The following is a 13,285-nucleotide window of genomic DNA, read 5'->3' as shown; positions in this document are numbered from 1 at the left end:
GATCATGTGGTTTAACAACGCTCATATTTACAAATTTACAAAACCGTTTACGACTAGCGAAGCAGAGTTAGTTGATTCATTTCAAGCGCACCTATTTCGCCCGTGTGGAAGCCAAGATCAACAAACTCAAGGTTGGGTTTCACCAATTCCTGAACTGAAGGTTTAAGCCACAGCGCCAATAACAACATTTTAGTTTGTCTTAAAACCGAAGAAAAAATTCTTCCTTCGTCTGTCATTAAAGAAGCATTAGATGAAAAAGTTCAGCTGATTGAAGCAGAACGTGGACAGAAAGTCGGTAAAAAAGAAAAACAAACAATCAAAGAAGAGATCACTCAGCAATTATTGCCAAAAGCGTTTTCTCGCAATAGTCGTCTTTACGCCTATATCAATGTGACTGACCAGTTTATTGTGGTCAATTCTTCAAGCGCAAATAAAGCTGAAAACCTATTATCTTTCATGCGCCAATGTTTAGGGACTTTACCTGTTTTGCCATTCAAACCAGAGGGTGATCTAATGGCAACCATGACGTTGTGGGTTCAAAAAGATCAATTACCTGCTCCTTTCGAATTTGCCCAGGATATTGAACTAAAAGCATTAGACGAAGAAGCCGCTGTCGCAAAACTAAAAAATCACAATGTCACCGAAGAAGAAGTGCAACTGCATATTTCAAACGGTAAATTTGTCACAAAATTAGGTTTAGTTTGGTCTGAAAAATCTAAGTTTGTATTAAATGAAGAAGCTGTCATTAAACAAATTAAGTTTTTGGATATCGTAAAAGAGCAAACTGAAGATGTGCCAAATGAAGACAAATTGGCGAAGTTTGACGCCGATTACGCCATCATGACAGGCGAATTGAACCAGCTCATTTTAGAACTGGAAAAAGTCATCGTATAACAAAACATGGCCAACATACTGGGTCTATTACTGACCCTTATATGTTGACCATGCATCCCCTTAAGAAAGCGGGTAGTCCTCACCGTTTTTATCAGTAAACGCTTTTGGTACGTCAACACAACGACACAATTGTTTGCCCTTTGCGTCATAAACCATTTCGTCGTCATTTCTAATCATACTGAACCAATGACGTGTTTTTTGTTCTGTTGTTTCGTCATTAGCCGCATTTTCGCCACCAAAGTTTAGCTTGTTGGTTTCTACTTGAATGTCATCGATACCGGCAATATCTTTTATCCCACGAGTCCCATTTTTATTGAAAATAAGCTCAACATGAAAACCGTCATTTTTTAACACAATCGAGGTTGGTTCGCTTTTGTGACCTGATAAAGCGACAAACTGTTTGGGATGGCTTAAGCCACTTTTGCTGCCGTCTGGGAAGAACGCCAATAAATGCGTGTAATAAATTACATAGCTACTCACATCACGATGTGAACCCGACTCCAAAGGGAAAACCTTATCTAAGAAACTTTTAGAGTACGTCATAATTTCAAGTACGCGTTTCTCGTTTAATTCAGCCAAAATGGATACTTCTTCATTTATGAACTGATCAAAACCAGACGTAGCATTAAATTCATTTTGTGAAGTGTTTGTCATATTCATTGTTCAATCCTCGTTATATGTCGGGTATTTTTAGTGCAATTCTTTTTTGTGTAGTATTTGTCCGAATTGCTTGATAAGCAGTCTAGATGAATTTACACTAAAATTTCACAATAAAAATTTCACACTGTAAATTTTACAAAATAGGAACCAAAATGCGACCGAATAAAAGCCTGTTACGTAAGTCCCATTTCCTTGGCACAAAGATACGAAATTTACGAAAGAGAAATAATTTAACCATTGAAGATTTGTCCGCACGTTGTATTCGGATTGACCCTGAATATGCTCCCTCAGTTTCATATTTATCGATGATTGAACGTGGCAAAAGAGTGCCAAGTATTGATATGTTAGAGGTGGTGGCCAGTGTTTTTCAAAAGCCCACAGAGTGGTTTTTAGATGATACCCCTGAACATCAGGATATTGTGCCAGACAAAGGTAATCGAGGCGGCATAAACGGCATGCCACTTGAGCCTAGTTTTTTGTTTTCGCAAGATATTTTACAAATCGCAATACCCGAAATGCTGTCACAAACAGGTATATCCGGACGTCAATTTGCTCATTTGCTAATTCGAGCGCATCAAGAAAACAACCAAAACCATTTTCCCGATTTAGAACGCGCAGCTGAAGAAGTAGGATTAAAACGCATGCCGCTGACCATCGATGAATTATTTGCCATCGTTAAACAGGTTGGGCTTAAAATATTTTGGTTTGACGAAGCACCAAAAGAAGCGCGTGATGAATTAGGGGTCACGTCAAAAAACCTAATCACATCCTATTTTGAACCCGCCAATAAACTGTACTTAAACCGACGCCTAAAGCAATACCCTCGCCGTTTGAAATATGAACTCGCGGTTTACATTGGCCATTGCATTTTACATAACAAAGAAAGTCTACGCAGTGCTCAGTCCGTTGGCAGTCAAAACAGTACATCTAGTAACAGACCAACCGCGCACTCAGGCGTCGATCCACAGGATATCCTCCATGCATGGCATGACTTCGAGTCGAGCTTTTTGCCGGCGCTCTGTTGTGCCCCAAAGTGCCTTTTAGGCAACTGCTCGATCGAAACGGGTATGAAATTTCGAGTCACCAGATGGCTGATGTATCGGCCTCAGTCGCGATGCGTCGCATGACCGCGGTATCACCATATCGTCACTGGCATTATTTCGATGCATACTCTCCTAGTAAGCTTAAAGCTGTTTATCGAGGTAATGGCATCCCGCTTCCCTGGGAAATATGACAAAAGTAGACGATCCTTGTCAGCATTGGGCTGTTTTTAATATGATTTCAGAACCAACTGAAGGCACGTCAGCGCAACTTTCAATAATGAACGTCGATGGCCAATCGAGATTGTATATTTGTGAATCCATCAAGGTTCAAGATATGGCGACTAACCACCACGTACTTTGCGCGGGTATCGATTTAACACCAGCCATTCAAGCGCAGGGAAAAGACGCAGATTCTATCACTTATGAAATCCAACAAAGTTGTGTTAAAAATGGCGGCAGTGCTGTGCTCACGCCAAAACTAAAATCCAACCTGTTGAGCGTTGCAAAAATATTAAATATTAACTGGATAGAACGGGCGATGGATAAGCAAGCTAAACTCATTTGTTCGAGGGGGAATGTGTGCCCTCGCCAACCGAGTTGCTACAACCCATGTTCGTCATAACTTTAGCGGGACTTAAATGAGTACATTATATATCACGGGCGCCGGTGTCAGTGCTGAAAGTGGCATTCCTACATTTCGAGGAGAAGATGGATTTTGGACCATAGGCAGTCAAAATTACACTCCCCAGCAAATGGCTACTCGTGAGATGTATAAAACAAATCCGAGTGAGTTTTTGACCTGAGTATTACAAGCGTTTTGTTACATATCGGAACTGTGGGCCGAATGACGTCCACCATTGGTTGGCAAACAAGGATGTTGTAACTCAAAACATTGATGGCTTAGATGGTAAGGCAGGGAATACCGATTATATTCCAATTCACGGTCGTATCGACCAAATTACTTTGTTTCATACTCAAGGCCAAGATATTGATTGTTTAGCCGCACCTTGGGATCAGGTAGACGAATCAAATTTAACCGAGTCGTTGTTATCCATTTTCAAAATTCCAGCAACCGGCCCCGAGAAATATGTATCGTTAAAGCCGTTTGTATTGCTATTTGATGAATTTTATACCGAATTGTACCGGGTATCAGCGGCTCAGAATAAAATGAAAAACGCGGCGAAAATAGTCTTTATGGGGACGTCTTTTAGCGTCAATATCACTCAAATGGCACTCGATATCGCGCGCCAGAATAAAACCCCAATTGAAGTTGTAGACCCATCACCAAGTCATGTATTACATCCGGATGTCACTTACCACGCGATGACGGCACTAGAGTACATTTCCAAGCAGGATTAGTACTCCTCTTCTGGCAATTTGTATTTCTGCAGTATTTCTATACGTTTGGTTTCAAGTGAGTCTAGCGTCTGCTGAAATTTATTTATGATCAGGTCTGGGGTTTCTTTACTAAACGCAAAATAATTACCAATTTTATTAACTTGCCAGACTATTTTATAGCGGTTTCTCGACTCGTGAAGTTCCATCAATACGTGATGTAAGCCGTGAATAGACAGCATAACCAAATCAACTCTTTCATTTTTAAGCATTAAAAAGGCTTGTTTTACATTCGACAACTTTGCTAATTTTTGATCTGGAAAGCCAATTTTGCGCAGTGACTTTTCTGAAATATCCGCTCTAACTGTGGCGACACTATATTTAAAGATGTCTTTAGTTTCTTTTATATCGATGACTGTTTTTTGTTTTGCAACTAGCACATGAGTCGATGAAAATACCGGACCCACCCACTTAAATAAGTCTTCTCTCTCCTTGGTCCGCGACATAGTAAACAGTACAGTATTAGGTGTATTTTCTAGCTGTCGATAGCCTCGCACCCATGGCACGACCAAAACGTCTTTTTGGGTAAGGAGAGTGTCGACCAAATTTCGTGAAGCAAGTCGATGGAAACGCCCTGCAGTAAATTATCTTTATAAAAGTTTGCCGGAGGATAATTTTCCGCCACATAGTTCGTTTGATTGTGAAGTTTGAAGAGTTCAACCCACTCATCATCAGCGACCGCGGCCTGACTGAACGTAAATGACAATATCACCAATACAAGTTTAACTAAGTAACTAAATAATTTAGACATTTCCCAATATCAATCCCTGTAACTATGGATACTTTAAGTGTAACCTTCGATTACGGTTTAGCCAGTTTATTTACGATAAAATTACTGTCGCCATCGCATAATGTTGCTCATCTGAAATAGAAAGCAAAGCGCTTTTTACACCGAGGTCATCTGCTCTTTGTTTTGCAGCTAATGTTAAAGTCAATTTTGGGGCTCCCAGATCATTGTTTCGAATTTCAAAATGTTGAAATGAAATTCCACGTCCAATGCCTGTTCCTAGGGCCTTTGCGGCTGCTTCTTTAGCAGCCCAACGCTTGGCTAAATATCGGCTTGGTTCATTATCTTGCTGAAATAAGCCCATTTCATAATCTGTTAACACTCGACGTGCCAGTCTATCTGACCCTGCACACGCTTGCGTTATCCGAGCAATTTCAACAATATCTGTTCCCAAACCGATGACTGACATGGCTATATTCCCTGCCGAGCTTCATTCATTAATATTTTCATGTCACGTACCGCTTTGTCTAAACCGTCCATCGCCGCTCGGGCAATAATTGCGTGACCAATATTTAATTCATAAATTTCGGAAATTTCCGCGATAGGTTTTACATTATGATAATGTAAGCCGTGCCCAGCGTTAACAATTAATCCTTTGCTAGTCGCGTATTTAACGCCTTCAATGATTTTTGGAGTTCTGCTAATTGCGCTTGTTCTGTTGTTGCATCAGCATAGTGACCTGTATGGATCTCAATATAAGGCGCTTTAGTCGCAACAGCTGCGTCTATCTGCGCTTGGTCGGCATCAATAAACAAAGAAACTTTTGTACCAATAGCATCAAGTCGAGTCACCGCATCGGTAATTTTGGTTAATTGACCGCAAACATCCAAACCGCCTTCGGTGGTCAACTCTTCACGTTTTTCAGGCACTAAACACACAAACTCAGGATTGACTTCCTCTGCAATACGGATCATTTCATCCGTTACCGCCATTTCTAAATTCATCCGTGTTTGTAGCGTTTTTGCCAAAACATATACGTCTCTATCTTGAATATGGCGACGGTCTTCACGAAGGTGAATAGTAATACCACTCGCCCCAGCATGCTCGGCTACAGCAGCAGCATGAACGGGATCCGGATACGTTGTACCACGGGCTTGTCTAAGTGTTGCGATGTGGTCAATATTGACGCCTAAGTGGATTTCGCTCATACAGTCTCCAAAAAAGAATTAAGCGGTTCTAAATAATTCACGGGATTTTAACGGTTTATCCCCTAAATGGCGATGCAAACATGTTTGCATAATCAATTTTAATTGTCGAAACAGTGGCTGGTGCTGACGAAATTGGTCAATTGTGATGTCTTCAAAAGGGATTTCTAATAAACTCGACATTAAACTAAGATCTTCTCCGATAAATGTATCAGGCGCAGAAATCGACCGGTTAGACAACACAAATCCACTGGCGTCAAATAACTCATATACATCGTTAAATACAATGTCATCCCCTGTCATCATGTCAGTTTCAAAGTTTAGTCCATAGCCAAGTTGCAGCAATAACTGCAATTCAAACCGGCGCAACAATAACGCCATCTGCACTGAAAAATGCGCTGCGGTGTTATCCAGTTTTGACAATGAAATAAGGGTGGATTGATATATTGAAAAAGTTCGGGGAAAAACGCATCCGATGCACACAGACGGCAAATGATTTCATTTAAATAGAAGCCACAAAAAGGCTTTTACCCTTTAGTGCTAACAAATGTTTAGATTGTTCTAAGTCGGCATCAATTTGTTTTAACTTTCTGAGGCCTGAAGTCCCTTGAATACCGACATTCAAGGGTCTAAAAGGCTGGAGCAGTGCAGAGCGCTGAGAGTTTTTCTTGCTCCCTTTATAGGTCACAATAGACACTCTTCCTTCATCTTCGAGTAGAACCTCTACGATAGCTTGGTTCTCTTTATAACTTCGAGAATGAAGGATAAAAGCAGATTTTATCTCTACATCAGGTGTCATTTATTAATCTTCGCCATACCCCAATGAACGCAATGCACGTTCGTCGTCAGCCCAGCCACTTTTGACTTTAACCCAAAGCTCAAGGAAGACTTTTTCGTCGAGTAACAATTCAAGATCTTGACGTGCGTCACGGCCGATAATTTTTAGCTTTTCGCCTTTTTTACCGATAACCATTTTCTTCTGACCTTCACGTTCAACTAAGATCAAGGCATTGATGCGCCAGATTTTTTCATCCCATTTAAACTGTTCAATCTCAACAGTTACACTGTAAGGTAATTCTTCACCTAAAAATCGCATTAGCTTTTCACGAACAATTTCCGCGGCCATAAAACGAGAAGTTCTATCTGTGACATTATCTTCTGGAAAAAAGAATGGGTTCTCAGGTAAAAATTTAAGTACAGTTTCTTTTATCGGCTCAATGTTTGTCGACTTTTCTGCTGAAATTGGAATGATTTCTTCAAACTTATGTTTGGCACCTATTTCTTGCAAAAATGGCATCAATTCTTCTTTGTTTTTGATGTTGTCGACTTTATTAATAAGAAGAATACATGGCTGTTTTGAACGTTTTATTTTGTTCAATACCATTTCATCGTCTTCATGCCATTTCATGGCTTCAACAACAAACAACACCATTTCAACATCACCAAGAGCACTTGACGCGGCTTTGTTCATTAGCTTATTAATCGCGCGCTTTTCTTCTTTATGCAGACCCGGCGTGTCAACGTAAATGACCTGATCATTACCTTCCGTATGAATACCTAAAATACGGTGACGTGTCGTTTGTGGTTTTTTAGACGTGATCGAAATCTTTTGCCCTAAAATTTGGTTCATCAAGGTTGATTTACCTACATTTGGACGACCAACAATCGCAATTAATCCGCACCGTTTAGGGTCAGATAAATCTGCACGATTGTTTAGGTTTGCCAACAAGGCGTCTAATTCTTGTTGATTATTTTCTGAATTACTCACTTTTAATTACCTCTAAAGCTAGTCGTGCTGCACCCTGTTCCGCTTTCCTGCGACTCGTGCCTGATGCCAAAACGACTTCACCATTGTCTAAAGTACATGAGACTTTAAACTTTTGATTATGTGCTTGCCCTAATACTTCTTCAACTTCATATATAGGTAAAGCGCGTTTTCTTGATTGCAGCCACTCTTGTAACTGCGTTTTTGGATCTTTTAATGCTGAATTTGGATCAACATTTTTTAATTGTTTGTCGACTAAATTAAGGACAAATGTTTTACATTCTTCCAGACCCGAATCTAAATAGACCGCACCTATAATCGCCTCAATTGCATCTTCTAGTATTGACTCGCGGCGACAACCGCCGCTTTTCATTTCGCCTGGACCTAAACGCAACCACTCGCTTAACTCGAGGTCTTTACCTACAATTGCCAAGGTTTGACCTTTAACGACTTGTGATCGCATTCGAGTCAATTCACCTTCTGTTGCTTTAGGAAAGGAAAAATACAGTTTTTCCGCAACAAACATTCCTAATAACGAGTCGCCAATAAACTCTAAACGTTCATTGTGACTACCTTTAAAACTTCGGTGCGTTAGCGCCTGTACCAATAACGACTCATCGTTAAATTGGTAACCAAGTTTTTTACATAATTGCTTATAATCTTTTTTGATCAATTTTTTCGCCCAAAAAACAATAAGGCCAACTCGAATTAACTCTAGCAGAGCAAATTCGAGTTGGCCTGTCTTTCTTAAAGTTACTGTACTGTGCCGAGACGTGAGAAACGGATATCTACTGGAACCCAATTTGGTAACCAACTAACTTGGCCATCGTTGTAAACAAAACTCATCCAAATGAATACCGCTTTACCTACTAACTGCTCTTCGTCAACAAAACCCCAAAAACGACTGTCTGTACTATTATCTCTATTATCGCCCATCATGAAGTATTTGCCGTCAGGGACAATCCATTCACTGGCGCGCGTTCCATATTGTTGATAAAAGCGATCTGCCATGTCTGGGATAGCTGGGTTAACTAATATTTCATGATTTACGTCACCTAATTGCTCATTGGCCGTAATCAATGGCATGCCCATATGAACAAAGGCCCCCTGCTCTTTAGCTTCCAATTCAACCGGCATCAGTTTTTTACAATTTTCTGGTTCACGGTCACAACTTGGTTGAATCGCCAATTGTTTATTACGATAAACAATGCGGTCACCTATAGTAACCCAATAACACGTTTTATGTAATCAAGACGCTCATCTAAAGGGTACTTGAACACCGCAATATCTCCGCGTTTGGGTTCACCCGTAGCAACCAGTTCAGAGCGCCAAACAGGATCGTGGACACCATACGAGTATTTTTGAACCAAAATAAAATCACCCACCAACATCGTTGGCATCATCGAACCCGACGGGATTTGAAACGGTTCAAACAAAAACGAACGGAAAATAGTAATCGCCGCCAAAATTGGAAAAATGGACTGTGCTGTTTCTGCAATTGCTGGTTGCGGTGCAATTTTATCTAGCTCTTCCTGAGGAAGTTCAACACCAGAAGCTACTGCGGTTGCAACTCTTTCTCTTCTAGAAGGCGCAAACACCTTTGCATCAATGAGCCAGATCAGGCCACTCAACAAAGTGATAACCACCAGAAATACTGCGAAATATCCTGCCATACCAATAATTTCCTATTTTAGATTTACTTGCCAATTTTCAAAATGGCTAAGAATGCATCTTGTGGTAATTCAACATTACCCACTTGCTTCATTCGTTTTTTACCGTCTTTTTGCTTCTGCAATAGCTTTTTCTTACGAGAGATGTCGCCACCGTAACATTTCGCTATTACGTTTTTACGAAGCTGTTTAACCGTTGTACGCGCAATAATATGTGCACCAATTACCGCTTGAATCGCAATATCAAACATTTGGCGTGGAATAAGCTCACGTAACTTGTCAGCTAATTCTCTGCCACGACTTTGTGAAAAGTCACGGTGACAAATCATTGATAACGCGTCGACGCGTTCACCGTTAAGTAAAATATCAACACGTACCATGTCCGCAGGAGCAAAACGAGTAAAGTTATAATCTAGCGACGCAAACCCACGACTAGTCGATTTTAATCTGTCGAAGAAATCCATCACAACTTCCGCCATTGGTAAGTCATAACTTACTGCAACTTGCTTACCATGGTAGCTCATGGCGGTTTGCGTTCCGCGTTTCTCAATACACAAAGTAATCACATTTCCGAGATACTCTTGTGGTACTAAGATGTCGGCTTTACAAATTGGTTCCCGAACTTCTTCAATTTCACCTACAGAAGGAAGTTCAGACGGGCTGTCGATTTTAATTATTCCGCCGTCTTTTTAAGAATTTCGTAGTTTACCGTTGGTGCTGTGGTGATCAAATCCAAGTCATATTCACGCTCTAAACGCTCTTGGATAATTTCCATATGCAACATACCAAGGAAACCAATACGGAATCCAAGTCCAAGTGCTGTCGAACTTTCTGGCTCATAGAACAAAGAAGCATCATTTAGGCTTAGCTTTGACAAAGCATCACGAAACGCTTCGTAATCATCAGAGCTCACCGGAAATAAACCAGCATATACTTGTGGCTTTATTTTTTGAAAGTCAGAGTAACGGCTCTGGCGATGGGTTGTCTTTTAACGTTAACGTATCACCTACTGGTGCGCCCAAAATATCTTTAATACCTGCGATAATAAAGCCAACTTCACCGGTCCCTAACGTACCAGTGTCTGTTTGTTTAGGCGTGAAAATACCAACTTTATCAACGATATGAGAAGCGCCAGTCGACATGACTTTAATTTTATCGCCTTTTTCAATTTGCCGTGTTTAATTCGAACTAACGACACAACACCTTGATAAGCATCAAACCACGAATCAATTATAAGCGCTTGAAGCGGGGCTTCAGGATCACCGACCGGTGGCGGGATATTTAATACTATATCTTCAAGTACATCTTCAATACCGATACCCGTTTTAGCAGAACATTGCACGGCGTCGAGAGCATCAATACCAACAATGTCTTCAATTTCTTCAGAAACACGGTCAGGATCAGCTTGCGGTAAATCGATTTTATTCAAGATAGGACGTACTTCTAGGTCCATCTCAATGGCGGTATAACAGTTTGCAACCGTTTGCGCTTCAACACCCTGACCCGCGTCAACAACGAGCAAGGCACCTTCACAGGCCGCTAACGAACGAGAAACTTCATAAGTAAAATCAACGTGTCCAGGCGTGTCGATGAAGTTCAATTGATAACTTTCACCATTTTTAGCGTTATAATTTAGCGTTACGCTTTGTGCTTTTATCGTAATCCCACGCTCACGTTCAATATCCATCGAATCTAGTACTTGCGCTTTCATTTCACGATTGGTTAGTCCTTCGCAATGCTGAATTAGGCGATCTGATAATGTGGATTTACCGTGGTCTATGTGGGCAATTATTGAGAAATTCCGGATGTTCTTCATATATTTAGTGATATACCTTCGTCATGATACTGACGTAATAACAAAAACTGATCTACGCTCGACATTTTCAAGCGTATAAAAAGGGCGCAATTTTACACTGAAATGACGTTGTACTCCACTGTTAAATAACTCAGCGGTTTTTTAAACCAATAACTTCTGAGATAAAATTGTGACATAAAAAACCAGCTCAATGCTGGTTTTTGGTAACAAAATATTTAAACCGCTTAAGTACGACTGTTTTCCGTTTTATCTAACGGCGAATTATTCGCTACAACCTCCGCCTGGACGCTGTTTGGTTTATTTTCACTATGCTGGCTCTGATTTACTTGGATCTGCTCAGCCCCTTGATTTACCGAGTTTTGTAGCAATGGCGAATTACCTGAAACTAAGTCATTTAATGTTCCACTTTCACCATCAACCATATTTAGCTCTCTTAACATGGCATCAACAAGCGGCGCATTTGCTCGATAATTAAGTGCTGCACTTGTTACCTGCTCTGAAAAACCACCACCATTGGTGCCATTGCTTTCAGTTCCCCCTAGCTTTGACCTGCGCCATAACCCTGTAAAATCTTAATACCATCGATATTTTGTAGAGGTTTAACGGCTTCTGCAACCACTTGAGGTAAGGCTTGTAGCATTGCCAACGCTTTTTGCAGCTCGACTTGTTCGGCGCTCAATACGTTATCAGCCTCATGCAAGGCACGTTTACCGGCGGCTTCGACTTCGAATTTTTTCTCGTCAGCTTTAGCCAATAACACAGCTGACTCTGCTTCAGCATGTGCTTTAATCTGTATAGATTCAGCATAGTCTGTTGCGGCTTGTTTTTCTGCTTCGGCTTTAACTGTGACACCGACAGCTTCACGTTCAGCTATTTTCTTCGCATCGATAACTTCAATTTGTTTTTGTCTTTCTGCTGTGGCGACTTGCTTTGCTGTTACAACCGCCTCTTCCTTTTCAACTTTCAGCTTCTCAGATTCAGCCGCTTTAGCACGTGCCGCCGACTCTTCTTCCGATTTCACAGCTACAGCAATTTGCTTTTCTTGTTGAGCGACTTCGATATCCCGCTGCTGTTGAATTTTAGCTTGTTCAATCGCATTGTTTTTTCAATATTCCGACGTTCAATTTCTTTTTGTTTTTCGATTTCTGACGATTCAATCGCTTGTTCTTTTTCAATTTCAGCTTGTCGCTCTTCACGCATTTTTGATTCACGTGTTTTTACGATTTCTGCATTTTGCTCTGCTCGTAAAAATGCCAGCGATTTTTCTTGCTCAAGTTTAGCTTGTTGTTCATCTTTACTAATATCTAGTGATTCACGCGACGCGTCTAAATTACGGCGTTCAACTGCAATGCGGTTGGTTTGCTCAACGTCATTTGTTTCTTTTTTCTTTTCTTCAATAATACGAGCCAGTTTTGCACGACCTTCTGCATCAAACGCGTTGTTTTCATTGAAATATTGCAAATCGGTTTGGTCAAAGCCGGTGAGAGAAACCGTCTCCAGTTCAAGACCATTTTTTCTAAGTCGTTAGCGACATTCACTTGCACTTTCTGTACAAATTCAGAACGTTGTTCATGCATTTCTGTCATTGACATTTCAGCGGCCACTGCACGTAAAACGTCAACAAACTTAGATTCCATTAACGCTTTAAGTTCCTCAACGCGTGTCGTACGAATACCGAGAGTTTGTGCTGCCATAGCGATCGATTCTTGATTTGGCGCAACGCGCAAATAAAAGTCGGCTTTAACGTCGACCCGCAATCGATCCTTGGTGATAAGGGCTTCAGATTTCGTTTTTTCCACTTCAATTCGTAGCGTGTTCATGTTTACTGGGATTGTATCGTGCAAAACTGGCAACACTAATGCGCCACCATCTTTTACGACTTTCTCACCACCAAAGCCGGTACGAACAAAGGAAACTTCTTTGTTGCTCTGACATACAATTTAGCGAAAATCAGCCCTATTGTGAGTAAACCGACCACTACTGCTACTGCAATAATTAATATAAGTTTCATATCCGTTGTAATACTTTCCATATCCATCTCCATTTTGTAAGAGTTAACTTTTGTTGATTTTTTTGACTTACTTTTTGTATTTGGGAGGCGCTGACACGC

The 13,285-nt window shown here is 40.8% G+C and carries 10 protein-coding genes and 6 pseudogenes; 4 read left to right on the top strand and 12 right to left on the bottom strand.

The genetic code is table 11. The features are described from left to right. The first annotated feature begins 4 nt into the window (after window positions 1–4). Both rdgC and PN838_RS20040 read left to right on the top strand, forming a co-directional pair. Window positions 5–166: a recombination-associated protein RdgC gene (rdgC, locus tag PN838_RS27590; RefSeq protein ID WP_370661055.1), complete on the top strand. Its 162-nt coding sequence runs from the start codon at window positions 5–7 to the stop codon at window positions 164–166. A gap of 20 nt (window positions 167–186) precedes the next feature. Further along, window positions 187–894, top strand: a complete 708-nt coding sequence (locus PN838_RS20040) for a recombination-associated protein RdgC (RefSeq protein ID WP_334313546.1) — start codon at window positions 187–189, stop codon at window positions 892–894. Between the two features lie 60 nt (window positions 895–954). Here the strand turns inward: PN838_RS20040 and PN838_RS20035 are convergent, their stop codons facing one another. Further along, window positions 955–1,554 (bottom strand): aldolase/citrate lyase/malate synthase family protein, encoded by a 600-nt coding sequence (locus PN838_RS20035; RefSeq protein WP_252736770.1) that lies wholly within the window; start codon window positions 1,552–1,554, stop codon window positions 955–957. A gap of 152 nt (window positions 1,555–1,706) precedes the next feature. On the opposite strand from PN838_RS20035, the pseudogene PN838_RS20030 reads away from it, so the two are divergent. After that, a pseudogene (locus PN838_RS20030) lies at window positions 1,707–3,219 on the top strand (DUF3612 domain-containing protein). A gap of 16 nt (window positions 3,220–3,235) precedes the next feature. Beyond that, window positions 3,236–3,956 (top strand): annotated as a pseudogene (locus PN838_RS20025) (SIR2 family NAD-dependent protein deacylase). On the opposite strand, the gene PN838_RS20020 reads toward PN838_RS20025, so the two are convergent. From PN838_RS20020 to PN838_RS19970, 11 genes and pseudogenes are all read right to left on the bottom strand, one after another. Further along, a complete protein-coding gene (locus tag PN838_RS20020) occupies window positions 3,953–4,399 on the bottom strand; it encodes a transporter substrate-binding domain-containing protein (protein ID WP_441295807.1) in 447 nt (148 codons plus the stop codon). The pseudogene PN838_RS20025 and the gene PN838_RS20020 overlap by 4 nt on opposite strands. A gap of 68 nt (window positions 4,400–4,467) precedes the next feature. Next, on the bottom strand, window positions 4,468–4,743 hold the full coding sequence (locus tag PN838_RS20015) for a hypothetical protein (protein ID WP_272181752.1): 276 nt from the start codon (window positions 4,741–4,743) through the stop codon (window positions 4,468–4,470). Window positions 4,744–4,813: 70 nt separating this feature from the next. Continuing rightward, entirely contained in the window at window positions 4,814–5,188 is a 375-nt protein-coding gene (acpS, locus tag PN838_RS20010) for a holo-ACP synthase (protein WP_272181751.1), read from the bottom strand. 2 nt (window positions 5,189–5,190) lie between these two features. Further along, window positions 5,191–5,927: pseudogene (gene pdxJ, locus PN838_RS20005) on the bottom strand (pyridoxine 5'-phosphate synthase). Between the two features lie 18 nt (window positions 5,928–5,945). After that, the gene (locus PN838_RS20000) at window positions 5,946–6,407 is read right to left on the bottom strand and encodes a DNA repair protein RecO C-terminal domain-containing protein (protein ID WP_272182660.1); all 462 of its coding nucleotides are present in this window, start codon (window positions 6,405–6,407) and stop codon (window positions 5,946–5,948) included. Between the two features lie 19 nt (window positions 6,408–6,426). Further along, window positions 6,427–6,723, bottom strand: a complete 297-nt coding sequence (gene recO, locus PN838_RS19995; RefSeq protein ID WP_272181750.1) for a DNA repair protein RecO — start codon at window positions 6,721–6,723, stop codon at window positions 6,427–6,429. Window positions 6,724–6,726: 3 nt separating this feature from the next. Further along, window positions 6,727–7,653: a GTPase Era gene (gene era, locus PN838_RS19990; protein WP_252736776.1), complete on the bottom strand. Its 927-nt coding sequence runs from the start codon at window positions 7,651–7,653 to the stop codon at window positions 6,727–6,729. Window positions 7,654–7,684: 31 nt separating this feature from the next. Then, on the bottom strand, window positions 7,685–8,359 hold the full coding sequence (gene rnc, locus PN838_RS19985; protein WP_272182659.1) for a ribonuclease III: 675 nt from the start codon (window positions 8,357–8,359) through the stop codon (window positions 7,685–7,687). A gap of 83 nt (window positions 8,360–8,442) precedes the next feature. Then, window positions 8,443–9,362 (bottom strand): annotated as a pseudogene (lepB, locus tag PN838_RS19980) (signal peptidase I). Window positions 9,363–9,385: 23 nt separating this feature from the next. Beyond that, window positions 9,386–11,175: pseudogene (gene lepA, locus PN838_RS19975) on the bottom strand (translation elongation factor 4). Between the two features lie 224 nt (window positions 11,176–11,399). Next, window positions 11,400–13,213: pseudogene (locus PN838_RS19970) on the bottom strand (flotillin family protein). Window positions 13,214–13,285 lie beyond the last annotated feature (72 nt).

It is taken from the genome of Psychrosphaera algicola, assembly GCF_028401425.1.
GTDB lineage: Bacteria > Pseudomonadota > Gammaproteobacteria > Enterobacterales > Alteromonadaceae > Psychrosphaera > Psychrosphaera algicola.
Note: the sequence above shows the minus strand (reverse complement) of the source record. Positions and strands in the feature narration are given on the sequence as shown.

Excerpts from the sequence above, each read along its gene's own strand:
- rdgC (WP_370661055.1), top strand. The coding sequence starts at position 5 with ATGTGGTTTAACAACGCTCATATTTACAAATTTACAAAACCGTTTACG.
- PN838_RS20035 (WP_252736770.1), bottom strand. The coding sequence starts at position 1,554 with ATGAATATGACAAACACTTCACAAAATGAATTTAATGCTACGTCTGGT.
- PN838_RS20015 (WP_272181752.1), bottom strand. The coding sequence starts at position 4,743 with ATGTCTAAATTATTTAGTTACTTAGTTAAACTTGTATTGGTGATATTG.
- acpS (WP_272181751.1), bottom strand. The coding sequence starts at position 5,188 with ATGTCAGTCATCGGTTTGGGAACAGATATTGTTGAAATTGCTCGGATA.
- recO (WP_272181750.1), bottom strand. The coding sequence starts at position 6,723 with ATGACACCTGATGTAGAGATAAAATCTGCTTTTATCCTTCATTCTCGA.